This is a genomic window from Erythrobacter sp. W302b (genome assembly GCF_046452395.1).
In the GTDB taxonomy this organism is placed as follows: domain Bacteria; phylum Pseudomonadota; class Alphaproteobacteria; order Sphingomonadales; family Sphingomonadaceae; genus Erythrobacter.
The window spans coordinates 1,261,134-1,287,788 of sequence record NZ_JBKFDH010000001.1 but is presented as its reverse complement, the minus strand read 5'-3'; the positions used below and the strand labels follow the sequence as shown (position 1 = coordinate 1,287,788).

Below are 26,655 nucleotides of genomic sequence, written 5' to 3'. Positions count from 1 at the left end.
AAAAACCCCGCCAAAGCGGGGCCCTTCGGATGTTACTGATCCAAGAACGAGCGCATCTTGCGCGACCGGCTCGGGTGCTTGAGCTTCCGCAGCGCTTTCGCCTCGATCTGGCGGATACGTTCGCGGGTCACCGAGAACTGCTGGCCAACTTCTTCCAGCGTGTGATCGGTGTTCATCCCGATGCCGAAGCGCATGCGCAGCACGCGCTCTTCACGCGGAGTGAGCGACGCCAGCACGCGGGTCACCGTCTCCTTGAGGTTAGCCTGAATCGCGGCATCCACCGGGATGATCGCGTTCTTGTCCTCGATGAAATCGCCGAGGTGGCTGTCTTCCTCGTCCCCGATCGGGGTTTCGAGCGAGATCGGCTCCTTGGCGATCTTCATCACCTTGCGCACCTTCTCGAGCGGCATCGAGAGCCGCGCGGCCATTTCCTCCGGGGTCGGCTCGCGGCCTTCCTCGTGGAGGAACTGGCGGGACGTGCGCACCAACTTGTTGATCGTCTCGATCATGTGCACCGGTATGCGGATGGTGCGGGCCTGATCGGCGATCGAGCGGGTGATTGCCTGACGGATCCACCACGTTGCGTAGGTCGAAAACTTGTAGCCACGGCGGTATTCGAATTTGTCGACCGCCTTCATCAGGCCGATATTGCCTTCCTGAATGAGATCAAGGAATTGCAATCCGCGATTGGTGTATTTCTTGGCAATCGAGATCACCAGACGCAGGTTCGCCTCGACCATTTCCTTCTTGGCGATGCGCGCCTCGCGTTCGCCCTTCTGGACCATGTTGACGATGCGGCGGAACTCGGTGAGGCTCATGCCGGTCTGCGCGGCAATGTCGGCGATTTCAGAGCGGATACGCTCAATCGCGTCTTCCTCGCGCTCGGCAAAAGCGGCCCACTTCTTGTCCTTCTTGGCGCGCTCCTTGATCCAGGCGTCGTCCATCTCGTTGCCGACATAGGCGGTGAGGAAGTCGGCGCGCTTGACCTTGTGACGCTCGGCCAGACGCAACATCTGGCCGCCCAGCGTGGTCAACCGGCGGTTGAAGGCGTAGAGGTTGTCGACCAGGAATTCGATCTTGGTGGCGTGAAACTGGACGCTTTCGACCTCGGCGGTGAGGTCTTCGCGCAGCTGTTCGTACTTCTTTTCCTTGGCGGCCGGGAAATCATTGCCCACCGCCAGCGTATCGACACGCTCGCCCTGAAGTTTTTCGAAGGCATTGAACAGCGCGGTGATGCGGGCGAACCGCTCCAGCGCCTCGGGCTTCAGCGCGGCTTCCATCTGGGCGAGGGAAAGGGTGTTGTCCTCCTCCTCTTCCTCTTCGCGCTTGGGCCGGCCTTCGCCATCCTCGTCGTCATCGCCGTCCGCATCGGGCTCATCGGCGACTTCGTCATCCTCGCGGATGGTGGGGCCAGCGGTGGCTTCGGAGATTTCGCCGTCGTCGTCGTCATCCTCGGCACCTTCGGCCATCTTGTCGGCCGGCGGTTCCTTGGAGAGCATGGCGTCAAGATCGAGGATCTCGCGCAGCTGCATGTCGCCATTGTTGAGCGCTTCGGACCACTGGATGATCGCGTGGAAGGTGATCGGGCTTTCGCACAGCCCCATGATCATCATGTCGCGGCCCGCCTCGATCCGCTTGGCGATGGCGATTTCACCCTCGCGGCTGAGCAGTTCGACCGCGCCCATTTCGCGCAGGTACATGCGCACCGGATCATCGGTACGTTCGCCGGTGACGAGCTTGCGGTTGCCCGCGCGGGCATCCTTGGCCGGGCCCTTCTTCTCGTCATCATCCTCGTCGTCATCGTCATCGGTGACGACGTCTTCGGCCTCGCCCTCTTCACCTTCGGCCTCGGCATCTTCGTCGCTTTCGACGATCTGCACGCCCATTTCGGACAGAGCGGTCTGGATATCCTCGATCTGGTCGGGGCTCATCTCGCCCGAAGGCAGCGCCTCATTAAGCTCGTCATAGGTGACATAGCCGCGCTTCTTGGCCTTGCTGATCAGCTTCTTGATCGACGAATCGTTCAGATCGATCAGCGGGGCATCTTCCTTCTCGGCCATATTTTTCGTGTCTATCCGTTGCCGGGCGGTCCGCGAGATGCGCGGGGCCGCCAATTAATCCAATATCCGCCGCTTACGCGGTATCGTCACCCGTGGCCGCAGCGCCCGCTTTGCGGCGCCCGAAGGCCTTGAGGCGTTCTTCAACTGCCATGAGCTGCGCACGCAGGCGGGTCTGTTCCGCAAACGACCCTTCCGGGTCGCTTTCGAAACGCGCAATGGTGGCCGCAAGCGCAGCCTCCAGCGCTGGCCTTTCGACCAGCAGCGACACAGCTTCAGCCAGTTCCTCGCACGCAGCGCCGGGATCGTTGCCTTCATCAAGAAAGGCGTAGCGGATATCTGCCGGCGGGGCAGGTTGGCCTTGCGCGTTGCATATGGCGGTTGCGGCTCGCGAATCAAGCGTTTCTGCAAGTTCGAACAGCGATTCGATCAAAGCGGCATTTTTGGGGTTAGCCCGCGCCAGAACCGAAAGCGCTTCGGCATGGCGCGCAATCTGGTCAGGATGGCGCAAGAAACCGGCCAGAACCGCGCTGAGCAGTCCTTGCTGCTGGCCGCCGGCCATCATTCCCGAAAGCTGCACGCGCGCGCCATCGGACAGGCCTTGCACTTGCGGCGGGCCGCCCTTCCACGGTCCGTGCTGACCGGGCTGAAACGCGGGCTTGGGCGGGCGCGGCGGATAAGCGAAAGCAGAAAACCGGTCAGACAATTCCCGGCGATACAGCGCTTTGATCTCGGGATCGGCAATGGTGTCAACATGCGCCATCAGCCGCGCCTTGAGCCCCGCCTTGGCTTCGGGGGTGGTGAGGGGCTGGGCGTCGCGCTCGAATTCCCATAGCGTGTCGATCAGGCTGGAGGGCGTCTCGAGGAGCCGTTCCATCGCTGACTTGCCCTGGGCCTTGATCAGATCATCGGGATCAAGCCCCGCTGGCAGGCGCACGATATTGAGCGAACGCATCGGCGCCAGCATCGGCAGGGCGCGGGTAATGGCCCGCATGGCGGCGCGCTGACCTGCGGCATCGCCATCGAAGCACAGCACCGGCACCTCGACCATGCGCCACAGCAGTTCCAGCTGCATCTCGGTCAGCGCCGTGCCGAGCGGGGCGACCGCATCCGCAATCCCGGCATTGGCAAGCGCGATCACGTCCATATAGCCTTCGACCACCACCACGCGCCCGCTCTGACGCGCGGCGGGAGCAGCGCGGTGCAGGTTGTAAAGCGTGCGGCCCTTGTCGAAGAGATCGGTGTCGGGGGAGTTGAGGTATTTCGCCACGCCCTCCCGTTTGTCGAGGATACGTCCCCCGAAGGCGATCACTCGTCCTCGCGCGTCCTGGATGGGCAACATGACGCGGCCCCGGAAGCGGTCGTACCGCTCGCCCTGTTCGTTGGACGCGCGCATACCGGCGGCTTCGAGCATGTCCTCGCTGAATTGGGAGAGCGCTTTGGGCAGGGCTTGCCGGTCCTCCGGTGCCCAGCCGAAGCCGAACTCCGCCATGACCTGCGGAGAAAAGCCGCGCCTCTGGAGGTATTCGCGCGCCGCGCCGCCGCTCGGCCCCGCAAGGCTCGTCACGAAAAATTTCTGCGCCGCCTCGGTCACGTCGATCAGGCTGGCGCGCGCTTCGGCTTTCTTCGCCATGACCGGATCGGGGGCAGGGACCTCCATCCCGGCCATGCCCGCCAGCTCCTTGACCGCGTCCATGAACTGGAGGCCCTGTTGGTCCACCATCCAGCTGATCGCATCGCCATGCGCGCCGCAGCCGAAGCAGTGGTAGAACTGCTTCTGGTCGTTGACGTAGAAGCTCGGCGTCTTTTCCTCATGGAACGGGCAGCACCCCTTCCACTCGCGCCCCGCGCGGGTCAGCTTCACCGACCGCTGGACAAGCGTCGAGAGCGTGATCCGCGCACGCAGCTCGTCCTTCCATTGCGGGGTGATGGCCATGGGGGGATTATTGGTCCGCAAGCGCAAACTGTCCAGCGCCCGGCCTCAAATACCCGTTCGCCCTGAGCCTGTCGAAGGGCCGTTCTTCACTTGAAGCAAAAAGAACGGTGCTTCGACAAGCTCAGCACGAACGGCGTCAGGTTACGAAAGCGCCGCCTTCACCAGCGTGCTCGCCAGCTTGCCAACAAGCACCGCGCCGTGGCGGGCCTTCAGCTCGGCCATGACGGTGCCCATGTCCTTCATGGTGGACGCGCCGGTCTCGGCCTTGATCGCTGCGATTGCGGCCTTGGTAGCGGCCTCGTCCATCATCTGCGGCAGGAATTCCTCGATCACCGCGAGTTCGGCACGCTCCACGGCCGCCAGTTCCTCGCGCCCGCCCGAGACATACATCTCGATCGATTCGCGGCGCTGCTTGGCCATTTTCTGAAGGACGCTCACCACCAGCTCATCGTCAGGGATATCCTTGCCCGAGGTCCGCTCCTCGATGTCGCGGTCCTTGATCTTGGCGCTGATTTGGCGGAGCGCCGCGGTGCGGTCTTTCTCGCCCGCCTTCATCGCGGTGATGGTGGCGGCCTTGATATCGTCACGGATCATTACGTGTTTCCTGTGGATTGAACTCAGGCGCGCGCCTCTAACGCAATTAGGGCGGCACGCCTAGGTTGACGCGGCCCGCCACCGCGCCTAGCGGACGAAACTTAGCAACATCGCTGGCATCACCGCAAACGGAGCGCCCCATGGCCGACCCCGCATCTTTCCGCGCGCAACCTTCTGGCGCGACGGGAGTCCTTGTTCTGGCCGATGGCACAGTGGTCTGGGGCCGGGGATTCGGCGCGGTGGGAGCGGCTGTGGGTGAGGTGTGCTTCAACACCGCGATGACCGGGTATCAGGAGGTGATGACCGATCCTTCCTACGCCGCGCAGATCGTCACCTTCACCTTCCCACATATCGGCAATGTCGGCGCCAATGGCGAGGACATCGAGAGCAAGGTCGAGGGCGCGGTCGGCTGCATTGTGCGTGAGGATGTGACCGAGCCGAGCAACTTCCGCTCGGTCGAGCGTTTTGCCGAGTGGATGGTGCGCAATGGCAAGATCGGGCTGGCGGGCGTCGATACCCGCGCGCTCACCCGCCGCATCCGCCAGACCGGCGCGCCCAATGCGGTGATCGCCCATGCGCCGGACGGCAAGTTCGACATCCCCGCACTGCTGGAACGCGCCAAGGCATGGCCGGGGCTGGAAGGGATGGACCTTGCGATACGTGTCTCGCGTGAGGCGCAGGAAGGCTGGGAGGGCGGCTACTGGACGCTCGGCAAGGGCTATGGCCGCGCGGCCTTCGACGCCAAGCCGCACGTGGTCGCGATCGACTATGGGTCAAAGGACAACATCTTCCGCAATCTGGTCAAGGCCGGCGCGCGGGTGACGGTGGTTCCGGCGAAGACCAGCTTCGACGAAGTGATGGCGCTGGCGCCCGATGGCGTGTTCCTGAGCAACGGCCCGGGCGACCCGGCGGCGACCGGCGAATATGCCGTGCCGGTGATCCGCGCGCTGCTCGACGCGGATGTGCCCCTGTTCGGCATCTGCCTCGGCCACCAGATGCTCGCGCTCGCCGCGGGCGCGAAGACGATCAAGATGCATCAGGGCCATCGCGGCGCAAACCACCCCGTCCAGCGCGTAGGGGAAGGGTGGGGCGAGACCACCGGCCTCGTCGAGATCACCTCGATGAACCACGGTTTTGCGGTGGATGCGGCAACCCTGCCGGAGAATGTCGAGCAAACCCATGTGTCGCTGTTTGACGGGACGAATTGCGGGATTGCGATCAAGGGCAAGCGGGCCTTTGCGGTGCAGTACCACCCCGAGGCGAGCCCGGGGCCGCAGGACAGCTTCTATCTGTTCGAGAAGTTCGTGGGGGGGCTGGGCTAGGCCCTCGGAGATGGAGAACGACGAGAAATTTGGCTTTTCACCTTTCGAATTGCGCGTCCTCCGCGCGATCGCCAAGATTTCTTCGATGTATCCTCGTCCAATGAGTGGTCCGACCATCCCACTTCAAGAAGGTTGGATCACAAGCGGTAAGCTGCGGGAGTACCTGCAATCTAAGAGCCTTGAGACGCGTGCTACGCTAAACAGCCTCGCAGATGATGGCTTGCTTGAGCAGGAAAAAATATTTGGCGTCCAGCAATATAGATTGACGGATCTTGGGAGGCAGTACCTCGATCCAGATGCAGACGTTGATGCCCAACCTTTAATCGAACGCTCGTCAATCGATAGTTCGGCGTGGACGGGGATTGTGACGCCACCACAGATTTACCACGTTCTTCAGATTGTCAGCCAGATCGAAGATGTTGCTGAGGAAATTCAAGAAAATGAAGCTCGGGCCCAAATAATGGGATTGGTTGCAGCTCTAAAAATACTTCTAGATCTTCCGTCTCCGCCCAGACAAGGAATCGTCGCGCTCGCCCGAGACCCCGCATTCGCAAACTTGATACAAATTGGAACACTGCTTGCGGCTGTAGTGGCTGCTGTAAAGGCCTAAGAAATGCCCAAAAGAACCGACATCTCCTCGATCCTCGTCATTGGCGCTGGCCCGATCATCATCGGTCAGGCCTGCGAGTTCGATTACTCCGGCACGCAGGCGATCAAGGCGTTGAAGGAGGAGGGCTACCGCGTCATCCTCGTCAACTCAAACCCCGCGACGATCATGACCGATCCGGAGTTCGCGGACGCGACCTATATCGAGCCGATCACGCCCGATATCGTCGCCAAGATCATCGCCAAGGAACGGCCCGATGCGCTGCTGCCGACGATGGGCGGGCAGACGGCGCTCAACTGCGCGCTGAAGCTCGACGAGATGGGCGTGCTCGCCGAATACGGCGTCGAGATGATCGGCGCCAAGGCCGACGCCATCGACAAGGCCGAGAACCGCCAGCGCTTCCGCGATGCGATGGACAAGATTGGCCTCGAAAGCGCCCGTTCCGGCGTCGCCAACACGCTGGAACAGGCACGCGAAATCCTTGAGCGGACCGGGCTGCCCTCGATCATCCGCCCCAGCTTCACGCTTGGCGGCACGGGGGGCGGGATTGCCTACAACAAGGCCGAGTTTGACCAGATTGTCCGGGATGGCCTCGACGCCTCGCCCACCACTGAAGTCCTGATCGAGGAATCGCTCCTCGGGTGGAAGGAGTTCGAGATGGAGGTGGTGCGTGACCGCAAGGACAACGCGATCATCATCTGCTCGATCGAGAACGTCGATCCCATGGGCGTCCATACGGGAGACTCGATCACCGTCGCCCCGGCGCTGACGCTGACCGACAAGGAATACCAGATCATGCGCAGCGCCAGCATCGCGGTGCTGCGCGAAATCGGCGTGGAGACGGGCGGCTCCAACGTCCAGTTCGCGGTCAATCCCAAGGATGGCCGCCTGATCGTGATCGAGATGAACCCGCGCGTCAGCCGCTCCTCGGCGCTGGCGTCAAAGGCGACGGGCTTCCCCATCGCCCGCGTCGCGGCCAAGCTCGCGGTGGGCTACACGCTCGATGAACTCACCAACGAGATCACCGGCGCAACGCCCGCGAGCTTCGAGCCGACCATCGACTACGTCGTCACCAAGATCCCGCGCTTTGCCTTCGAGAAGTTCAAGGGCGCCGCGACCGACCTTTCGACCGCGATGAAGTCCGTCGGCGAGGTCATGGCGATCGGCCGCAATTTCCAGGAATCGATGCAGAAGGCCCTGCGCGGGCTGGAGACCGGGCTCGACGGGTTCAACCGCGTGCCCGAGCTGGAAGGCGTGGCGAAAGACGTGATCACGGCTGCCCTGTCGCGCCGCACGCCCGACCGGCTGCTCAAGGTCGGCCAAGCCTTCCGCGAAGGCATGAGCGTGGAGGAGATCGCCGCCGTCACCTTCTACGACCCGTGGTTCCTGCGTCAGATCGAGCAGATCATCTCCGCCGAACGCGAGGTGCAGAGCAATGGCTTGCCACGCGATGCGGCGGGGCTGCGGCGGTTGAAGGCCTTGGGCTTCTCCGACAAGCGCCTTGCAACGCTGGCGGTGCGGTCGGTCGGCGTGGCGGGCGGCATGGGGGAAACGCAGGCCAAGCGTTCGGGTCTGCTCCACGATGCGCTCGTCGCGATGGCGGGCGCGACCAGTGCGGACGAAGTGCGCGCGCTGCGCCACAAGCTGGGTGTCTATCCTGTCTTCAAACGCATCGACAGCTGCGCGGCCGAGTTCGAGGCGATCACGCCCTACATGTACTCGACCTACGAAGCGCCCAGCTTTGGTGAGCCGGAATGCGAGGCCGCGCCGTCGGATCGCAAGAAGGTCGTCATCCTCGGCGGCGGCCCCAATCGGATCGGGCAGGGGATCGAGTTCGATTACTGCTGCGTCCATGCCTGTTTCGCGCTGGCGGAGCAGGGGTTCGAGACGATCATGGTCAACTGCAACCCCGAAACCGTCTCGACCGATTACGACACCTCGGACCGGCTCTATTTCGAGCCACTGACGGACGAGGACGTGCTGGAAATCCTGCGGGTCGAGCAGTCGAAGGGCGAATTGCTGGGCGTGATCGTCCAGTTCGGCGGGCAGACCCCGCTAAAGCTTGCGCAGGCGCTTGAAGACGCCGGCATCCCGATCCTCGGCACCTCGCCTGATGCGATCGACCTTGCCGAAGACCGTGAGCGCTTCGCCAAGCTGGTCAGCAAGCTGAAGCTCAAGCAACCCGACAACGGCATTGCCCGCAGCCGCGATGAGGCTGCCGCTGTCGCCGCCCGCATCGGCTATCCGGTGTTGCTGCGCCCGTCCTATGTGCTCGGCGGCCGGGCGATGGAGATTGTCGACAGCGAAGCCCAGCTCGACAATTACATCGCCACCGCCGTGAACGTTTCAGGCGACAGCCCGGTGCTGATCGACCAGTATCTGCGCGACGCGATCGAATGCGATGTCGATGCGCTGTGCGATGGCGAGGAAGTGCGCATCGCAGGGGTGATGCAGCACATCGAGGAGGCCGGCGTCCATTCGGGCGACAGTGCCTGCACGCTGCCACCCTATTCGCTCGCCCCCGACGTCATCGCCGAGATGGAGCGGCAGGCTGTGCTGCTGGCCCATGCGCTCGGCGTGGTCGGCCTCATGAACATTCAGTTCGCGGTCAAGAATGGTGAGGTCTACCTGATCGAGGTGAACCCCCGCGCCAGTCGCACGGTACCCTTCGTCGCGAAGGCCATCGGACAGCCGGTCGCCAAGATTGCGGCGCGGGTGATGGCAGGCGAAAAGCTCAGCGCTTTCCCAGCCTTCATGCGCGATCTGCCTTACATGGCGGTCAAGGAAGCGGTGTTCCCGTTTGCGCGTTTCCCCGGTGCCGACCCGGTGCTCAGCCCGGAGATGAAGTCCACCGGCGAGGTGATGGGGATCGATGCGACCTTCGAGGCCGCCTTCCTCAAATCGCAGCTGGGAGCCGGCATGGTCCCACCGCAATCGGGCACGGTCTTCGTGTCGGTCAAGAACACCGACAAGCCGGTGATTGTGGCGGGCGTGCGTCAGCTGATCGAACATGGGTTCAAGGTGATCGCCACGGGCGGGACGCAGACTTATCTTGCCGAACAGGGCCTTGCGGTCGAACGCGTCAACAAGGTGGCCGAGGGGCAGCCGCATATTGTCGACAAGATCATCGATGGCGAGATCGCGCTGATCTTCAACACCACCGAAGGTTGGCAATCGCTGCTCGACAGCAAATCCATCCGCATGGCGGCGCTGGCGAACAAGGTTCCCTACTACACAACGGCGGCCGGATCAGCGGCTGCGGCGGCAGCGATTTCGGCGATCCGGCCCGATCAGCTTGAAGTCCGGTCGATGCAAGACTATTATGGGATCTGACTGACGCTTCCCCACAGATTGAAAGTCCCGCGCCGTATGGATCGAACGGCCGGGATCGCTTTCTTTCCACGCGGGGTGAGGCGCCAGGCCTAACAGACAGAAAGACAACAAAAATGGCGACGATGGACAAGGTGCCGATGCTGGCCGAAGGGTATGAGCGGCTGACAGCCGAGCTCAAGACGCTCCGCGAGGAACGCCCGAAAATCGTCGAGGCTATCGAAGAAGCGCGCGCCCATGGCGACCTGTCGGAAAACGCCGAATACCACGCTGCCAAGGAACGGCAGGGCCAGGTCGAAGCCATGATCGGCGATATCGAGGGCATGGTCAGCCGCGCGCAGATCATCGATCCGACCACGCTGTCGGGCAACAAGATCGTGTTCGGTGCAACCGTGACCCTGCTGGACGAGAACGACAAGCCGATCCGTTACCAGATCGTCGGCCAGACCGAAGCGGATGCGGCCAAGGGACGCATCTCCTACACCTCGCCGCTCGCCCGCGCGATGATCGGCAAGCAGGTGGGTGACGATATCGAGGTGACGGTTCCGTCTGGCGAGAAGTTCTACCACGTCGACAAGATCGAGTTCATCTAACATCATGGCTGTCCCACCCGTCAGGCCGATTGCCGAGCGACGGGTGGTGCAGCACTTTCTCGATGCTGGCGCGATCAGCATGGCCGACGCGATCGCCTATGATCCCGGTCTGCCAAGCCGTCAGCGTGCCTTCGCGCGACTGAAAGGTGCAGATGTCCTCAGGACGGATGGGCAGGGCCGCTGGTATCTCGACGAGGAGCGCTGGGGCTCAAGACGGTCGGACCGCCGCACGCGCGTGGTGCTGACGATGCTGGCGGTGGCTGCTGCCGGGGCTTTTGCCGCGCTTCGCTGAACCGGGTTGCGCGAGCATTGGTGCCCAGCGTTCAGCCGAGCCGCTTTTCCATCGCATAGTTGTGGATCGCCACCGCGCCGCCCTCAAAAGGAATGGTGAAATCGCGGCGGTGGAGCAGAGCATATCCGGCCCGGGCGAACACCGGACGAGCCAGCTCGCTCGCTTCGGTGTAGAGCCGTTCGGCGCCCAAAGAGCGCGCCGACACCTCCGCCGCGCTCAGAAGCCTGAGGCCGAGCCCATGCCCCGTGTGATCCGGGTGGCAGAACAGCATATCAAGATGCCCGTCTGCTTCCAGAACAGTATAAGCCGCTGGTTGGTCAAGCGCGTCAACGGCGACAAGGATCACATCCCCCCGCGCCGCGCTTTCGCCGAGCCGCGCCGGTGAATAGCGTGCCGACCACGCGGCAACCTGCTCGGCCGAATAGGCCCGCAGCGCCGTCTGCCGGATCGCCGCCAGTGTCAGCGCCGCAATGGCCTCCGCATCGCCGGGCGCAAAGGCGCGGATGGTGTAACCGGCCACGGCGCTGATGTCCGCGCCCTCAGTCCTCAGGCGTCAGCAGCTTGTGGATGTGGACCACCACATACTTCATCTCGGCATCGTCAACCGTGCGTTGCGCCTGTGCGCGCCACGCGTCGACCGCCGCTTCGTAGGAGCTGTAGACGCCGACGACGTGGATGCTCTCGGGATCCTGAAACTCGATCCCGCGCGGGTCGATCACGCGGCCGCCCATCACGAGGTGGAGGCGCTGGGTGGGGGTGGTTTCTGCCATGATAAAAGTCCCTGGGGAGGAAAGATGCGCGCGCCTTTAGCGCCTTGGAGCGCGAGGGCAAGCCTTCAGGGACGCTGGCAGGATCAGCCTTTGGTCTTGCGCCCCAGATCGCGCACAATATCCGCCGCCGCAGCACGAGTCTTGCGGGCGAGCGCGCGGGTGCTGTCTGCCGCCGAGCCTGCGGCATCGGTCGTGCGTGCGGTGATCTTCTTCGCTTGCACGCCCGCCGCATCGCCCAGTTCCTCGGCGCGTTCCTGACCGGCCCGCGCGGTCTCCAGCACCTCGTCAATCAACGTCATGGCATAGGTCACCGCGGCCTGACCGATCATCTGGCCAAAGCGCGAACCCCCGCGCGAAGCGACGTTCTTTACGCCCGAACTGGCGGATGAGGCCGCACCGGAAATGGCATCGGCCGTGCTGTGCGCGACCCGGCTTGCCACTCGGCGGCCGGGGCGAGTGAGCAAGCCGATGATCAGGCCCGCCGCCAGCGCGCCGCCAATCACCGTCAGCGGGTTGGCGCGGGTGTAATCGACTGCTGCCGCTGCGGCTTCGCGCGCCTGGTCGGCCAGCGTCCGGTCGGCATTGCGGCGCTCGGCCGCCTCGATCCGGGCACGCAGCGCATCGCGGCTGCCGGTGGGCGAGATGGGTGTGGGTTCGGTCATGCGGGATCTCCTTGCGCATCGCCTTCGGGGGAGGCGGCGTCGGTATCAGTGTCTTCGTCAATCTCGGCGAACTCGTCGAGCCAATTGAGGATCGGTCCGCGCGCGAACCACAGGACAATCGCCCCGATAAGCACGGCGAGCACACCCTTGTGATCGCCCGCCTGCGCCTTGGCCTGTGCCAGCACATCGCGTGCGCCGGTGCGGATGCGGCTTGTGATCGTGGAGCTGACGCCAGCCGATACGCGGCTCGCGATGCCTTCTTCGCTGAGACTGGCGCGCAGGCGTTCGATATCCTCGACCAGCACGGCACGGGCCGCATCGCGCAGCGCGCGGTCTTCGATGAAGCTTTGCGGCAGGCGGGTCATGCGTCCTCTCCGGCATCAAACATCGCCGAAAGCACCTTGCCATCACCCGCAGCGCTCCACACCAGCAACGCAACGCCGATCAACAGCACGCCCACCACGATGGCAATCGCGCCCCAGATCGTCACCAGCGGCGCCAGCGCGATCACCGCGCCCACAGCCAGCGCGATCAAGGCAATGTGGAGCAGCACCAGAGCCAGCACCAGCAGCACCAGCGCCCGGCCCGCCCGCTTTCCGGCGAGGCTGGCGCGGGTCTTCTGGAAGGCGATCTCCGCCTCGGCATAGGTGCGCGCGTCATCCACCAGCGCGGTGATATCGTCACGCAACGAGGTAAAGCTGGTGCTGTCCTCTATCGCCTCAGCGTCCTCGGGCGTCACCGCCGGATCGGCAAGAGTGCCATCCAGCGGCGGCGACTGGCTGGGCTCGGTATCATACATGAGCGTGCCTTTTCAGCAGGATCAGCGCTTGTTCCCGCCCAGCATCCGCGCCAGGAAAAAGCCGACGACCGCGGCGATCCCGACAGCCATGCCGGGGCTCTTGCGGACCATCGCGCGGGCATCCTCGCTCAGTTCATCGACGCTCTTGGATTCGAGCTTGGCCGAGGTTTCCTGCAAGGTGCGCGAGGCTTTGCGGGCGTAATCGCCATATTGCTCGCCGAGCTTTTCGTCGATCTGCGCAGCCGTGTCGCCCACGACCTTGCCGAGCGAGGCGATGGCATCGGTGGCCACCTGCTTGCCTTCGACCGCGAGTTCGCTGGCCTTGCCCTTGGCCTGTTCGCCATAGGCCTTGGCTTCGGCGACCAGATCGGTGCCCTTGCCCTTGGCCTGACCGCTGACGCTGCTGAGGCGGTTTTCCGCTTCGGCGCGCAGCGCGGCGGCGCCAGCCTTGGCTTCTTCGAGCGCCGCGTTGAAGCGGCTCTTGGCTTCGATCACCGGAGCCGAAGCCGGGGCCGCATCTTCGCCCTTGGTCGTCGCTGCCAGCTTGACCGGTGCAGCCTTGGTCGGGCCGTCGGTCTTCGTGGTCGCGCCCTTGGTCGATTTCGCCGGGGTCTTCTTCGGGGGGGTAGTGTCAGCCATTGCGGTGCTCCTTGTCGTCTGGGCATGTTTCGATCGATGCCGTGCGCGTCTCGTCATCCGCTTGCACGAGGTCATTCCCGCGCATAGGGACGTCACGCGTCCGGCCCATGCTGGAATCATCGAACCAGAATCATGCCGTTCCCATTATCATAGCGTCGAAGTGTCTTAACACCCTAAACCACATTACAGCCGGAGCCAAACATGACCGCCATCATCGACCTGCACGGGCGTGAAATCCTCGATAGCCGCGGCAATCCGACCGTTGAAGTCGACGTATTGCTCGACGACGGTAGCTTTGGCCGCGCTGCTGTCCCCTCGGGTGCGTCGACCGGTGCACATGAAGCGGTGGAACTGCGCGATGGGGATGCGTCGCGCTACCTAGGCAAGGGCGTGCTCAAGGCGGTGGAAGCGGTCAACGGCGAGATCCGCGAGCTGCTGACCGACAATTTCGACGCCGAAGACCAGCGCGATATCGACCTTGCGCTGATTGCGCTCGACGGCACGGCGAACAAGGCGCGCCTCGGCGCGAACGCGATCCTCGGCACGTCGCTGGCGGTTGCCAAGGCCGCTGCTAATGCGCGGGGCCTGCCGCTCTATTCCTACCTTGGCGGAGTTTCGGCCCACATGCTGCCGGTGCCGATGATGAACATCATCAATGGCGGCGAGCACGCTGATAACCCGATCGACATTCAGGAATTCATGATCATGCCGGTCGGCGCGGTCTCGCTGACCGAAGCCGTGCGCTGGGGCGCTGAAGTGTTTCACACCCTGAAGAAGGGCCTGCATCAGAAGGGCCTCGCCACTTCTGTGGGCGATGAGGGCGGCTTCGCCCCGAACCTCGCCAGCACCAGCGCGGCGCTTGATTTCATCATGGAGAGCATCACCAAGGCCGGCTTCACCCCGGGTGAGGACATCGTGCTGGCGCTGGACTGCGCGGCGACCGAGTTCTTCAAGGGCGGCAAATACGAAATCTTGGGCGAGGGGTTGAGCCTCTCCCCGCATGAAATGGCCGATTATCTCGGCAAGCTGTGTGCCGAATATCCGATCCGCTCGATCGAGGACGGCATGAGCGAGGATGATTTCGAAGGCTGGGCGGCGCTGACGGGCCTGCTGGGCGACAAGGTCCAGCTGGTGGGTGACGATCTGTTCGTGACCAATCCTGCGCGCCTGTCGGACGGGATCGGGCGCGGCCTGGCCAATTCGCTGCTGGTGAAGGTCAATCAGATCGGCACGCTCACCGAAACCCTCGCGGCGGTCGATATGGCGCACCGCGCGCGTTACACCTGCGTGATGAGCCACCGCTCGGGGGAGACCGAGGATGCGACCATCGCCGATCTCGCGGTCGCCACCAATTGCGGGCAGATCAAGACCGGCAGCCTCGCGCGTTCGGACCGGCTTGCCAAGTACAACCAGCTGATCCGCATCGAGGAAGAGCTTGGTGACAGCGCAAATTATGCCGGGAAGGGTTGTTTCGGCCGCTGAGAAAGTGCCGGGCGCTTGCTCGCCCGGCCACCTTGAAGAACGTCTCAGCCGAAGCGCTGGCCAATGGCGAGCAGCGCAAGCGCCGCCTTGGCCGCTTCACCGCCCTTGTCCTTCTGCGCCGGGTCAGCGCGTACCAGCGCCTGGGCTTCGTTTTCGACGGTGAGGATGCCGTTACCGATGGCAATGCCGTCCATCGTCAGCGCCATGATCGCACGCGCACTTTCGCCCGCGACGATCTCGAAGTGGTAGGTTTCGCCGCGGATCACGACACCGATGGCGACGAAGCCGTCGTAACGGTCAGCCTCAGCCGCGAGCGCGATGGCGCCGGGGATTTCGAGCGCGCCGGGCACGGTGAGCACCTCGACCTCATGCCCGGCAGCTTCAAGCGCGGCCCGCGCGCCTGCGACCAGCATATCATTCAGGTGCGCGTAGAACCGCGCTTCGACAATCAGGAACTTGGCCATGGTCTCACTATTCCGGTTGCGATCCGAGGGATCGTGCTGATGAAGGCAGAGTGATGCTCAACCACATTCCGGCGAGCGATACAATGAAGGCGACCCCGATCAGGGGCGTCAGGATGCCGAGATCCCAGTTTCCGGCCTCACTGGTCTGCGGCGCGAAGACCTTGCCGAAAAAGCTGGTGTAAAGCATCCCGGCCGCGGTTCCCCAGGCTGCGGCAAAAGCGGCGCGCGTGCGCACCGTGTCTGTGCCGACGGCAATTGCCGCCGCAATCAGAAAGCCACCGATGAGCATGTCGTCGAGCACGAACATCACCGGCCGTCCGACGCCCCAGCTACGCCATGACTCGCCGATCATGAGCGACAGCGAGAGCGCGATCGCGACAGCACGCAGGGCCTTCATCGCCACGACGATTTACTCCGGAATGGGGTGGAAGTCTGTGATGGTCAGGCCATAGCCTTCGAGCGCGACGTAATCGGGTCGGCTGTTCGACAGCAGCACCATGTCTGACACGCCGAGATCGACGAGAATCTGCGAGCCGATGCCGATATTGCGCAGTTCTTCGTCGGGACGCCACTCGCCAGTGCCGACACGGCCGGTGAGAATGACGATCACGCCCGAACCATGCGCACCAATCGCCTGCATCGCGCGCTGGAGCGTGCGCTTGCGCGGACCGGGCGCGCCGAGGACGTCGTCAAACACCGAAATCGGGTGGACGCGGGCGACGGTGGGTTCGCCCGGGATGACATGGCCCTTCTGGAGGACATAGGCCTCCGACCCCGCCACACGGTCGCGATAGGTGATCATCCGCCACTGGCCGCCGTAGTCCGAAGTGAAGGCGCGTTCGTTCAGCCGCTCGACGAGATGGTCATTGCGCATCCGATAGGCGATCAGGTCGCGGATCGTGCCGATCTTCAGATCGTGCTTGCGCGCGAAGGTGATGAGGTCATCGAGCCGGGCCATCGTGCCGTCCTCGTTCATGATCTCGCAGATCACGCCCGAGGGGTTGAGCCCCGCCAGACGCGAGATATCGACCGCCGCCTCGGTGTGCCCGGCGCGCACCAGCGTGCCGCCGTCGCGCGCCATCAGCGGGAAAACGTGGCCGGGGGTGACGAGATCATCCGCGCCCTTGGCTGCATCAATCGCGACCGAGATGGTGCGGGCGCGGTCAGCCGCCGAGATGCCGGTGGTGACACCTTCCTTCGCCTCGATCGTGATGGTGAAGGCGGTCTGCATCGATTCCTTGTTGTTGCGGCTCATCGGCTGCAACCCGAGCGTCTCGACGCGATCCTTGGTCAAAGCCAGGCAGATCAGCCCGCGCCCGTACATGGCCATGAAGTTGATCGCTTGCGGGGTCGCCATCTGCGCGGGGATGATGAGATCGCCCTCGTTCTCACGGTCCTCATCGTCGACGAGGATATACATGCGCCCATTGCGCGCCTCGTCGATGATCTCCTCGATGGTGGCAAGGACCGGACGGTCGGCGTTGGCCTCAAGAAAAGCATCAAGCTTGGCGAGGGTCTCGGCAGTGGGGTTCCACGTGTCCTCGGTACAATCGCGCAGGGTGTTGGCGTGGAGCCCCGCGGCGCGGGCAAGACCGGCGCGGGTCATCGTGTTGGATGTGACCAGATCGCGAACGCGTGTGATAGTGGATGTGCTCATGAGTCGCAGATATCACATTACGATGTGATTGCAAGTCGACGAGGCCTATCCTTGCTGACCAGCCACCTGCGAAATTGATCAGCGTGGCTGCACGCGCCTCACAGCGAACTTACGCCAAGGCAACTTGACGAAGCGTCTTTGAACCGGTGCGGAGTTGGAGGGATGGTGGACGCACTAGGGCTCGAACCTAGGACCCGCTGATTAAGAGTCAGCTGCTCTACCAACTGAGCTATGCGTCCATTCCGACAAGGTCGGACAGCGAGGCGGTGGGCCGAGGCCGTGTGCCGATTCGCGTGAGGCGCTGCATTTAGCGCGTCTCGGCCTGATGGCAAGGGCCTATTCGCGCCAAATCATTGCTAGACCGTCAGGCCCCGGCGCGGGGCCATGCGGTTCCAGCGGTTGACCATCATCAACAGACCGATGCAGATCATGTTGGTCATCATCGACGAGCCGCCGTGGCTCATCCACGGCAGCGGAATGCCCTTGGCGGGGGCCATGCCCATCACCATCAGCAGATTGATCGCGATGTAGAAAAAGATGGTCGCGGTCGCCCCGGCAGCGAGCAGGGCGCAGAAGCGGTCCTGCGATTCGTTGGCGACCTTCCACCCCCAGCGCAGGATCAGCGCATACATCGTCAGCACGAACAGCCCGCCCACCAGGCCCCATTCCTCGGCCATACTGGCGAAAACGAAATCGGTGTGGGGTTCCGGCAGATAGTTGAGGTGGCTCTGGGTGCCGTTGTTGAAACCCTTGCCGAAGAGCCCACCCGATCCAATCGCGATCTTGGATTGGGCGATGTGATAGCCCGCGCCGAGCGGATCATTTTCGGGATCGAGAAAGGTCGTCACCCGCGCCTGTTGGTAGGGGCGAAGCGCGAAGAAATAGATCAGCGGCATCGCGGCAATGCCGGTGCCGCCCGCCAGCAAAAACCACCAGAGCGGCAGCCCCGCGAGGAACATCACCACCACGCCGCCGAAGGCGATCGCGACAGAGGTGCCAAGATCGGGCTGCAACAGCACGAGCGAGATCGGCAGCACGATCAGCATCCCGGCCGGCACCAACGAGCGCCACGATCCGATCATCCCGGCCGGGAGCGTTTCGTAAAAGCGCGCCATGGCCAGCACCACGGCGGGCTTCATGATCTCGGACGGCTGGATGCGGATCGGCCCGGCCTCCAGCCACCGCTGGCTCCCGCCGCCCACCTGGCCGACGATCTCCACCCCCAGCAGCATGACCAGCACTGTCAGATAGGCTGGGTAGGTCAGCACCCGCACAGCGTCGCGCGGCATGGAGGCGATGATCGCCGCCATCACCGAAAACACCAGAAACCGGATGAAGTGCGACATCGCAAAGGGCTGCATCGAACCGCCACCCGCCGAATAGAGCACGAGACCGCCAAAGCCCGTGATCAGCAGCAAGGGGATCAGCATCTCCCACGGCTGCCGGGCGATCGGTTCGGGTACGATTCCGCGGGCGGCGATAGTGCTCATTCACTGATCTCCGCGGCCGACGGGGCAGGGGCGGGGGCCGCAGGCGCTGTCGCTGGCGCCGGAGCCGGAGAACCCGGCGGTGTGCCGGAGGGATTGGCTTCCGGGCGCGGCGCGATCACCTCGTCAGCGATGGCTTCGGGCTGTGTGGCGGCGCGGCGGGCTTCGGCCTCGACCCGGTCGAAAATCTCTTCCTCCCGGCGCGGCGGACGGCTGACGCTGGCCCCACGCTCGGCAGCGTAGGCCGCGTAGCGCGCTTCGAGCCGCTGCTGCGCGGTGCCACCCCAACCGGCTTCCAGCGCGGCGAGCGCCTCCAGCCCCTTGGCCGGATCGAACATGAAGGTCATCACGTCGCGCGCAATCGGATAGGCCGCGCCTGACCCGCCGCCATGCTCGATCACCACCGCGCCAGCATAGCGCGGGTTGTCATAAGGGGCGAAGAAGATGAACAACCCGTGGTCGCGGTACTTCCACGGGCCGGACTTGCCGTTGGAGATCGACAGCGACACAACCTGCGCCGTCCCGGTCTTGCCCGCCATCAACGTGCCATCGATCGGCAGGCGCGCGCGGCCTGCGGTGCCGGGACCGTTGACCACGTCGCTCATCGCCTTGCGGACATATTCGACCTGCTCGGCAGGGAAGTCGATTTTATCGAAGCCCTGCGGCTTGGTGTCGAGCGTCAGCCGCGGCATCACGTGCTTGCCGGTGGCAAGGCGCGAGGCCATCACCGCCAGTTGCAAGGGGCTGGACAGCATGTAGCCCTGGCCGATGGTGGCGTTGACCGTGTCGAAGGCCTGCCATTCGCGGCCCCACTTCTTCATCTTCCACGCCGGGTCAGGCACGGTGCCGAAGAACTGGCTGGTGACGGGCAGGGGGAATTCCTGCCCCATCCCACACCGGCGCGCCATCGCGGCAATCGGGTCCATCCCGATGCGCTGGGCCATGGCATAGAAATAGACGTCGCAGCTCTGGTAAATGCCCTTGGCCATGTCGACCGCACCGTGGCCGCGCCGGTTCCAGCAGCCGAACCGCCGATTGCCGACCTGGAGACCGCCGCCGCAGAACACCGTCTCGTTCGGGTCGATCCCGGCCTGCATGAAGGCCATCGAGACCATCGGCTTGACGGTGGAACCGGGCGGGTAGAGCCCCTTCAGCACCTTGTTGCGCAGCGGCACGCGCTCGTCATCCCGCAGCATCGCATATTCGACCCCGCCGATCCCGTCGGAGAAGGAATTGGGATCGAAGCTCGGCATCGAGGCCATGCACAGCAGGTCGCCCGTCCGGCAGTCCATTACCACCACCGAGCCGCTCTCAAGCCCGATGCGCCGCGCGGCGTAATCCTGCAATGGCCCGTCAATCGTCAGGCGGATCGGCTGGCCCTGCACATCCTCGCGCGTTTCGAGATCGCGCACGATGCGCCCGCCCGCCGTCACTTCGACCCGCCGCGCGCCGGGGACGCCGCGCAGGCTTTTTTCGAACTGCTTTTCCAGCCCGTCCTTGCCGATCTTGTAACCCGGGGTGATCAGCAGCGGGTTGGGGTCTTTCTCGTATTCCTCGGCCGAGGCCGGGCCGACATAGCCGATCAGGTGGCCGACGCTGGAGGCAGTCGGGTAGAAGCGCGAGAAGCCGCGCTGCGGCACGACGCCGGGGAGGTCGGGCAGGCGCACGCTCAACGCCGCGAATTGTTCATATCCCAGACCGCTCGCCACCTCGACCGGCTGAAACCCGCGCGCGGTCGATACCTTGTCCTTGATGTCGGCAATCCGGGCCGGTTCCAGCGATAACAACTGGCCGAGCCGGTCGATCGTCGCGTCGGCATCCACCAGGCGTTCCGGGATGAGATCGACGCGGAAATCGGCGCGGTTCGAAGCGAGCGGCGCACCGTTGCGGTCAAGGATCCAGCCCCGCCGCGGGGGGACCAGTGTCAGATTGACGCGGTTGCTTTCGGATTCGAGCCGATATTTTTCGTTCTCGGCAATAGCGAGATAGCCGAGCCGCAGCGCCAGCAACACGCCAACCCCGCCTTGCACGGCTCCGATCAGCAAGCCCCGACGCTCGAAACTGCTGCGCAGAATCGAGGCGTTGATCATGCGCGGGGCGCGCTCCGGTCCGTCACGCAGGAACGGGATTTTCATCAGTCGATCTTCCGCGCCCGGGCGAGGCGGAAGCGGTCAAGACCTGCAACCATGCGCGCGATTATCGGATAGAGCATGACGGACAGCAAGGCCTGCGGGAGCGCGACGATCAGCAATTCTGGCGTCACGCTAGCGCCCGAGACGAGCAGGGCGGCCAACCAGTAACCGACGGCGATGACCCCGGCGGTGAACCAGTCTTGCCAGAACCCGCGCCAGGGAAACCGGGTTTCGATCAGTTCGATCACGATCATCGCCAGCGACCACAGCAAAATCGCGCTGCCGAAGGGCTGGCCGCTCACCAGATCGTCAAACGCCCCAAGCGGCGCGCCGGCCCACAAGGGCAGCAGCCCCGGGCGGACCATGCGCCATCCGAGCAGCAGCAGAAACCCGAGCGAAGGGAACAGCGGCATCAGGTCCGCGATCAGCAGCACCGGCAGAAGCGATCCGAACATGATCGTCAGATAGGGAATGCTGCGGACCCGCCACGCATAGGGTGCGCGGTTGATACGCCGTCCATAGATATCCGACCGGGCGCGGGGGTCGATCCGCTCCATCACTCCCCCCCGGCTGCAGCGCCAGAACGCGGCGCAGGCGTGGGCGTCGCGCCGGCAGCGGGTGAGGGGCCGGGCAGGACGGTGTCTTCGAGTTCAGCCACGGCGGCAGATTCGTGCACCGGCTCGACCGCGACGAAATTGGTCGCCGAAGGCTCGGCCACCAATCGGGCAATCCCGCCATCGGGTGTGATCTTGGCAATCACGGCGACCGCGACGCCGGGGCGGTAGTATCCACCTGCTCCGCTCGTCACCATCATGTCGCCCACCTTGAGCGGGTTCACGCCGAGATTGACCAGGCGGATGCGCAGCAAGCCATCGCCGCGCCCTTCGGCGAAGGCGATCACATTGTCCTTGGCGCGGCGCACCGGCAGCACGCTCTCGCTGTCGGTCAGCAACAGCACACGGGCCGAATTGCGCCCGGTCTCGAGCACGCGGCCGATCACCCCCCGCTCGGACACGACGGGCATCCCCGGCGCCACCCCGCTGCTGCTTCCCACGCTGATATAGGCGTGGCGGCGCACGCTGGTCGCAGTCGAGCCCACCAGCCGCGCCATCGCGACAGGCTTGGCCTCACCATCGCGCAAGGCCAGCAGACCTTTGAGGCGCTGGTTTTCAGCCTTGATCGCCTCGGCTTCGGCAAGGCGAATGCGGGCAAGCTCATTCTCCCGGCGGAGTTCAGCATTCTGCTGACCCGCGTTGAAATAGCCGGAGATGGTCGCGAAAATGCCCTGCGAGCCCGAACGCGCCACGGCACCGCCCGTGCCAACCGGGGCCACGGCATCGCTAGCCACGCCGCGCAGGGGTGCGAAAGCCGCCGGCTGCCACAAGGACAGCGCCAACAGCGCCAGGCCAAGCACAGCCCCCGCTCCGGCCAGGAGGTAGCCGGTGAACAGCGAGAACTGCGCCTTCTTCGAAAAGCCCGAGCGGCGCGAAGAGGGGGGCGCCATGGGTTAGAGTCCCTTCTGCCGATCAGCCCGGCTCAGTTGCAGGCGCGTCACGCGGTCATCAGCACGCCGCGATAGATCGGATCCTCCATCGCCCGGCCAGTGCCAATGGCGACGCACAGGAGCGGATCTTCGGCGACCGAGACCGGCAGGCCGGTTTCCTCACGCAGATGCTCGTCGAGCCGCCGGATCAAGGCACCGCCGCCGGTGAGCACTATACCCTGATCGACGATATCCGCCGCCAGTTCCGGCGCGGTGTTTTCCAGCGCGATGCGCACGCCTTCGACGATGGCACCGATGGGTTCCGAGAGCGCTTCGGCGACATGCGCCTGATTGATCGTGATTTCCTTGGGGACGCCGTTCACGAGGTCGCGGCCCTTGAGGGTGATGGTCTCGCCAATCCCGTCTTCGGGGATCATGGCGATGCCGTAATCCTTCTTGATGCGCTCCGCGGTCGCATCGCCGATCAGCAGGTTGTGGTGGCGGCGGACGTAGGAGACGATCGCCTCGTCCATCTTGTCACCCCCGGTGCGAACCGAGGTGGTGTAGGCGAGACCGCGCAGCGACAGCACCGCGACTTCGGTGGTGCCACCGCCGATATCCACGACCATGCTGCCGACCGGTTCGGTCACCGGCATGTCGGCGCCAATCGCGGCGGCCATCGGTTCAAGGATCAGGTGCACATCGCTCGCGCCTGCGTTCGAGGCCGCATCACGGATCGCGCGGCGTTCGACCGAAGTTGAGCCCGAAGGCACGCAGATCACGATTTCCGGATAGCGGAACATCGACTTCTTGCCGTGCACCTTCTGGATGAAGTGCTTGATCATTTGCTCGGCCACTTCGATGTCGGCGATCACGCCGTCACGCAGCGGGCGGATCGCTTCGATGCTGTCCGGGGTCTTGCCCATCATCATCTTGGCATCATTGCCGACGGCCTTGACCCGGCGGATCCCGTTGATCGTCTCGATGGCGACCACGGAAGGTTCGTTCAGCACGATCCCCTGATCCTGCACATAGACCAGCGTATTGGCGGTGCCGAGGTCGATCGCCATGTTTTGCGACCGGAATTTGAAGAAGTTAGACAGAAAGCTCATCGGTGGTGGTGTTCCAGTGGTGGCGAGGCTGCAAGCTGAACACGCGGTCGTTGCAGGGATTTCGACCCGGTTATGACATGACACGGCGCGCCTAGCGAATCCGCGCACAAAAGGCCAAAATATTTGTCCACCGCAGAGGTGATTTCTGGGGGTGCGGTCTCGAAATTACGGCGGCTCACCGCTAGCGTGCGACAAATGCCCGAAATCCGCCGCCTCCCCTCCGCCCTTGTGAACCGTATTGCTGCGGGTGAGGTGGTCGAACGCCCGGCGGCGGCGCTGAAAGAGCTGGTCGAGAACGCGATTGATGCAGGCGCCCGGCGAATCGGCGTGGTGCTGGCAGAGGGCGGATTGCAGCGGATCGAAGTGGTCGATGATGGCTGCGGGATGGGGCCGGACGGCATGGCGCTCGCGCTGGAACGGCACGCAACATCCAAGCTGCCCGATTCGCTGATCGGCCCGGACGGTGCGATCGAATTGGTGACGACTCTGGGATTTCGCGGAGAGGCCTTGCCGAGCATCGCGAGTGTCGCACGCCTGACCATCGAAAGCCGCGAGGCAGGCGCGGCAGAAGGCTGGCGCCGCGTCGTCAACCATGGCGCGGTGCAGGCCGATGAACCGGCTGCGCTCCCGCCCGGAACCCGGGTGCGGGTCGAAGACCTGTTCGCCAAGGTTCCCGCCCGCCGCAAGTTCCTGCGCACGGCGCGGAGCGAGTATGCGGCCTGCCTTGATGTGGTGCGCCGGCTCGCCATGGCGCGGCCGGATATTGCCTTCACGCTGGAGACTGTCGGTGATGCGGGCAAGCGCACCGTGCTCTCCCTGCAAGCAGATGAAGAGCTGGCGACCCGCGTCGCGCGGATCATTGCGCATGAGCTGAAAGACAATTCGGTCGCGATCGCGCAGGAACGCGACACGCCCTATGGGATGATGCGGCTGACGGGGCTGGCGGGCCTGCCGACCTATAATCGCGGCGTGGCCGACCATCAGTACCTGTTCGTCAACGGCCGCCCGGTGAAAGACCGGCTGCTGGTCGGCGCGGTGCGCGGGGCCTATGCCGACATGCTCGCGCGCGATCGTCACGCGGTGCTGGCGCTGTTCCTCGACCTGCCGCCGCAGGATGTCGATGTGAACGTCCACCCGGCCAAGACCGAGGTGCGCTTTCGCGATTCTGCGGGGGTCCGCGGGTTTATCGTTTCGGGGCTGCGGCAGGCCTTGGCAACGGGTGATCGCCGCTCGGCGCAGGGGCCGGACCGCGCGGCGATGGGGCGTTGGGTGAGCGAGGCTCTAAGCCCCTCCCTTTCAGGGGAGGGGTTGGGGTGGGGACCATCCAATCGTACGCTGCCGATGACCACCCCCACCCCCGGCCCCTCCCGTGAAGGGGAGGGGGGATTGCTGTTGCGCGACGCCTCTGCTGTCTGGTCACAGCCGCAGGGCCGCGCCGAGGAAGCCGCGCCGGTACCCGCCGAAGCGCAAGCCTACCCCCTCGGCATCGCGCGCGGGCAGGTCGCCAACACCTATATCGTCGCCGAGGCCGCCGATGGCCTCGTGCTGGTCGATCAGCACGCGGCGCACGAACGCCTCGTCCTCGAACGCCTGCGCGCGGCCGGGGCCGAGGAAACGAACCGCCGCAGCCAGGCCCTGCTGGTGCCCGATGTGGTCGAACTGGACGAGGTCGATTGCGACCGGCTCGAAGACGCGGCCGAGGGGCTGGCGCGCTTCGGCCTCGTGATCGAACGCTTCGGGCCGACTGCAATGCTTGTCCGCGCGGTTCCGGCTGCGATTGCCAAGGCGGACAGCGCGAGGCTGCTCCGCGATCTTGCCGACGACATCGCCAAGCACGGCAAGCAGGAGGACAGCGGGGCGTTGCTGTTGGCCGAGCGGCTCGAACTGGTGCTGGCGACGATGGCCTGCCACGGATCGGTGCGGGCCGGACGTGTGCTCAGCGTGGCGGAGATGAACGCGCTGCTGCGGGAGATGGAAGCCACCCCGCGCTCAGGCCAGTGTAATCACGGGCGGCCGACTTGGGTGAAGCTGAGCATGGAAGACGTCGAGCAGCTGTTCGGACGGCATTGATTTCGCCAACAAGGCCGTCGCCCCGCGCTTGGCACGGGGCGACGGGGCGGGCGGGTCAGACGTTGAACTTGAACAGCAGCACGTCGCCGTCCTGCACCACGTATTCCTTGCCTTCCTGCCGCAGCTTGCCCGCTTCCTTCGCGCCCGCTTCGCCGCCCAGCGCGACGTAGTCGTCATAGGCAATCGTCTCGGCGCGGATGAAGCCGCGTTCGAAATCGGAGTGGATCTCGCCCGCCGCCTGCGGAGCCTTGGCGCCATCCGGGAAGGTCCAGGCGCGGGCTTCCTTGGGTCCGGCAGTGAAGAACGTCTTGAGGCCCAGAAGCTTGTATCCGGCGCGGATCACGCGGGCGAGGCCGCTTTCGGTGAGGCCGAGCGCTTCGAGGAATTCGCCCCGATCTTCCACTGGCATGGCGACCAGTTCGGCCTCGATCGCGGCGGAGACGACCACAGCTTCAGCGCCTTCAGCCGCCGCCTTGGCGAAGACCTTGGCCGAGAGTTCGTTGCCTTCAGCCGCATCTTCTTCGGCGACGTTGCAGACATAGAGCACCGGCTTGGCTGTCAGCAGCTGGGCCTGCTTGAACAGGCGCGCTTCCTCGTCGTCGTTCGGTACGGTGAGGCGCGCGGGCTTGCCTTCGCGCAGCAGTTCGAGCGCCTGCCCGAGCACGCTCGCCATCGCCTTGGCTTCCTTGTCCCCGGCAGCGCCGCGCTTGGCGGCGGCAGGCACGCGCTTTTCGAGGCTTTCGAGGTCCGACAGCATCAGCTCGGTCTCGACCACTTCGGCGTCCGCAATGGGATCGACCTTGTTGGCGACGTGCTGGATATCGTCATCCTCGAAGCAGCGCAGCACGTGGACGATCGCGTCCACCTCGCGGATATTGCCGAGGAACTGGTTGCCAAGCCCTTCGCCCTTGCTCGCGCCCTTCACGAGTCCGGCGATATCGACGAAGCCAAGCTGGGTTTCGATGATCTTGGCGCTTTTGGCGATGGCGGCGATCTTCTGGAGGCGCTCGTCGGGGACGGCGACCTGACCGACATTGGGCTCAATCGTGCAGAAGGGATAATTCGCGGCCTGCGCGGCCTGCGTCTCGGTCAATGCATTGAACAAGGTGGACTTGCCCACGTTGGGCAGGCCAACGATCCCGCAACGGAAACCCATGATGATTGTCT

Annotated in this window: 25 protein-coding genes and 1 tRNA gene; 7 read left to right on the top strand and 19 right to left on the bottom strand. The window is 64.5% G+C overall.

All coding sequences use genetic code 11. The features are described 5' to 3' along the window. Positions 1-32: 32 nt before the first annotated feature. The 3 genes from rpoD to ACLBKT_RS06240 form a co-directional block, all read right to left on the bottom strand. The gene (rpoD, locus tag ACLBKT_RS06250; protein WP_410182084.1) at positions 33-2,060 is read right to left on the bottom strand and encodes an RNA polymerase sigma factor RpoD; all 2,028 of its coding nucleotides are present in this window, start codon (positions 2,058-2,060) and stop codon (positions 33-35) included. Positions 2,061-2,133: 73 nt separating this feature from the next. Further along, entirely contained in the window at positions 2,134-3,993 is a 1,860-nt protein-coding gene (gene dnaG / locus ACLBKT_RS06245; RefSeq protein ID WP_410182083.1) for a DNA primase, read from the bottom strand. A 141-nt stretch (positions 3,994-4,134) separates the two neighbouring features. Beyond that, on the bottom strand, positions 4,135-4,587 hold the full coding sequence (locus tag ACLBKT_RS06240) for a GatB/YqeY domain-containing protein (RefSeq protein ID WP_410182082.1): 453 nt from the start codon (positions 4,585-4,587) through the stop codon (positions 4,135-4,137). A gap of 140 nt (positions 4,588-4,727) precedes the next feature. On the opposite strand from ACLBKT_RS06240, the gene carA reads away from it, so the two are divergent. From carA to ACLBKT_RS06215, 5 genes are all read left to right on the top strand, one after another. After that, positions 4,728-5,909 carry a glutamine-hydrolyzing carbamoyl-phosphate synthase small subunit gene (gene carA, locus ACLBKT_RS06235; protein ID WP_410182081.1) on the top strand — a complete coding sequence of 394 codons (1,182 nt, stop codon included), beginning with the start codon at positions 4,728-4,730 and terminating at the stop codon, positions 5,907-5,909. 10 nt (positions 5,910-5,919) lie between these two features. Continuing rightward, on the top strand, positions 5,920-6,519 hold the full coding sequence (locus ACLBKT_RS06230) for a hypothetical protein (protein ID WP_410182080.1): 600 nt from the start codon (positions 5,920-5,922) through the stop codon (positions 6,517-6,519). A gap of 3 nt (positions 6,520-6,522) precedes the next feature. After that, positions 6,523-9,849 (top strand): carbamoyl-phosphate synthase large subunit, encoded by a 3,327-nt coding sequence (carB, locus tag ACLBKT_RS06225; RefSeq protein WP_410182079.1) that lies wholly within the window; start codon positions 6,523-6,525, stop codon positions 9,847-9,849. Positions 9,850-9,962: 113 nt separating this feature from the next. After that, on the top strand, positions 9,963-10,439 hold the full coding sequence (gene greA, locus ACLBKT_RS06220) for a transcription elongation factor GreA (protein ID WP_410182078.1): 477 nt from the start codon (positions 9,963-9,965) through the stop codon (positions 10,437-10,439). Between the two features lie 4 nt (positions 10,440-10,443). Then, positions 10,444-10,731: a hypothetical protein gene (locus ACLBKT_RS06215; RefSeq protein ID WP_410182077.1), complete on the top strand. Its 288-nt coding sequence runs from the start codon at positions 10,444-10,446 to the stop codon at positions 10,729-10,731. Positions 10,732-10,762: 31 nt separating this feature from the next. Here the strand turns inward: ACLBKT_RS06215 and ACLBKT_RS06210 are convergent, their stop codons facing one another. From ACLBKT_RS06210 to ACLBKT_RS06185, 6 genes are all read right to left on the bottom strand, one after another. After that, the gene (locus ACLBKT_RS06210) at positions 10,763-11,251 is read right to left on the bottom strand and encodes a GNAT family N-acetyltransferase (RefSeq protein WP_410182076.1); all 489 of its coding nucleotides are present in this window, start codon (positions 11,249-11,251) and stop codon (positions 10,763-10,765) included. A 19-nt stretch (positions 11,252-11,270) separates the two neighbouring features. After that, complete coding sequence (locus tag ACLBKT_RS06205) at positions 11,271-11,501, bottom strand: DUF4170 domain-containing protein (protein ID WP_410182075.1); 231 nt, start codon at positions 11,499-11,501, stop codon at positions 11,271-11,273. A gap of 83 nt (positions 11,502-11,584) precedes the next feature. Continuing rightward, the gene (locus ACLBKT_RS06200) at positions 11,585-12,163 is read right to left on the bottom strand and encodes a hypothetical protein (RefSeq protein ID WP_410182074.1); all 579 of its coding nucleotides are present in this window, start codon (positions 12,161-12,163) and stop codon (positions 11,585-11,587) included. Beyond that, a complete protein-coding gene (locus ACLBKT_RS06195) occupies positions 12,160-12,528 on the bottom strand; it encodes a hypothetical protein (protein WP_410182073.1) in 369 nt (122 codons plus the stop codon). Before ACLBKT_RS06195 ends, ACLBKT_RS06200 begins: the two co-directional genes overlap by 4 nt. After that, a complete protein-coding gene (locus ACLBKT_RS06190) occupies positions 12,525-12,962 on the bottom strand; it encodes a phage holin family protein (RefSeq protein ID WP_410182072.1) in 438 nt (145 codons plus the stop codon). The genes ACLBKT_RS06195 and ACLBKT_RS06190 overlap by 4 nt, the downstream gene beginning before the upstream one ends. Positions 12,963-12,983: 21 nt before the next feature. After that, positions 12,984-13,601, bottom strand: a complete 618-nt coding sequence (locus ACLBKT_RS06185) for a hypothetical protein (RefSeq protein ID WP_410182071.1) — start codon at positions 13,599-13,601, stop codon at positions 12,984-12,986. A gap of 201 nt (positions 13,602-13,802) precedes the next feature. On the opposite strand from ACLBKT_RS06185, the gene eno reads away from it, so the two are divergent. Next, positions 13,803-15,083: a phosphopyruvate hydratase gene (gene eno, locus ACLBKT_RS06180; RefSeq protein ID WP_410182070.1), complete on the top strand. Its 1,281-nt coding sequence runs from the start codon at positions 13,803-13,805 to the stop codon at positions 15,081-15,083. A gap of 44 nt (positions 15,084-15,127) precedes the next feature. Here the strand turns inward: eno and ribH are convergent, their stop codons facing one another. From ribH to ACLBKT_RS06135, 9 genes are all read right to left on the bottom strand, one after another. Then, positions 15,128-15,547 carry a 6,7-dimethyl-8-ribityllumazine synthase gene (gene ribH, locus ACLBKT_RS06175; RefSeq protein ID WP_410182069.1) on the bottom strand — a complete coding sequence of 140 codons (420 nt, stop codon included), beginning with the start codon at positions 15,545-15,547 and terminating at the stop codon, positions 15,128-15,130. Between the two features lie 7 nt (positions 15,548-15,554). After that, positions 15,555-15,950 (bottom strand): hypothetical protein, encoded by a 396-nt coding sequence (locus ACLBKT_RS06170; protein WP_410182068.1) that lies wholly within the window; start codon positions 15,948-15,950, stop codon positions 15,555-15,557. Between the two features lie 6 nt (positions 15,951-15,956). Beyond that, complete coding sequence (ribB, locus tag ACLBKT_RS06165) at positions 15,957-17,204, bottom strand: 3,4-dihydroxy-2-butanone-4-phosphate synthase (RefSeq protein ID WP_410182067.1); 1,248 nt, start codon at positions 17,202-17,204, stop codon at positions 15,957-15,959. A gap of 163 nt (positions 17,205-17,367) precedes the next feature. After that, a tRNA-Lys gene (locus ACLBKT_RS06160) sits at positions 17,368-17,443 on the bottom strand. 117 nt (positions 17,444-17,560) lie between these two features. Beyond that, entirely contained in the window at positions 17,561-18,694 is a 1,134-nt protein-coding gene (rodA, locus tag ACLBKT_RS06155) for a rod shape-determining protein RodA (RefSeq protein WP_410182066.1), read from the bottom strand. Next, positions 18,691-20,826, bottom strand: coding sequence for a penicillin-binding protein 2 (gene mrdA / locus ACLBKT_RS06150; RefSeq protein WP_410182065.1), 2,136 nt, complete (start codon positions 20,824-20,826; stop codon positions 18,691-18,693). Before mrdA ends, rodA begins: the two co-directional genes overlap by 4 nt. Continuing rightward, positions 20,826-21,380 carry a rod shape-determining protein MreD gene (locus ACLBKT_RS06145; RefSeq protein WP_410182064.1) on the bottom strand — a complete coding sequence of 185 codons (555 nt, stop codon included), beginning with the start codon at positions 21,378-21,380 and terminating at the stop codon, positions 20,826-20,828. Before ACLBKT_RS06145 ends, mrdA begins: the two co-directional genes overlap by 1 nt. Then, positions 21,380-22,327 carry a rod shape-determining protein MreC gene (mreC, locus tag ACLBKT_RS06140; RefSeq protein WP_410182063.1) on the bottom strand — a complete coding sequence of 316 codons (948 nt, stop codon included), beginning with the start codon at positions 22,325-22,327 and terminating at the stop codon, positions 21,380-21,382. The genes ACLBKT_RS06145 and mreC overlap by 1 nt, the downstream gene beginning before the upstream one ends. Before the next feature lie 47 nt (positions 22,328-22,374). Then, positions 22,375-23,418, bottom strand: a complete 1,044-nt coding sequence (locus ACLBKT_RS06135) for a rod shape-determining protein (RefSeq protein ID WP_160760924.1) — start codon at positions 23,416-23,418, stop codon at positions 22,375-22,377. A gap of 195 nt (positions 23,419-23,613) precedes the next feature. Between ACLBKT_RS06135 and mutL the strand changes: the two genes are divergently transcribed. Then, the gene (mutL, locus tag ACLBKT_RS06130) at positions 23,614-25,488 is read left to right on the top strand and encodes a DNA mismatch repair endonuclease MutL (RefSeq protein ID WP_410182062.1); all 1,875 of its coding nucleotides are present in this window, start codon (positions 23,614-23,616) and stop codon (positions 25,486-25,488) included. A gap of 55 nt (positions 25,489-25,543) precedes the next feature. On the opposite strand, the gene ychF is transcribed toward mutL, so the two are convergent. Next, complete coding sequence (ychF, locus tag ACLBKT_RS06125; RefSeq protein ID WP_410182061.1) at positions 25,544-26,644, bottom strand: redox-regulated ATPase YchF; 1,101 nt, start codon at positions 26,642-26,644, stop codon at positions 25,544-25,546. Between the last annotated feature and the right edge of the window lie 11 nt (positions 26,645-26,655).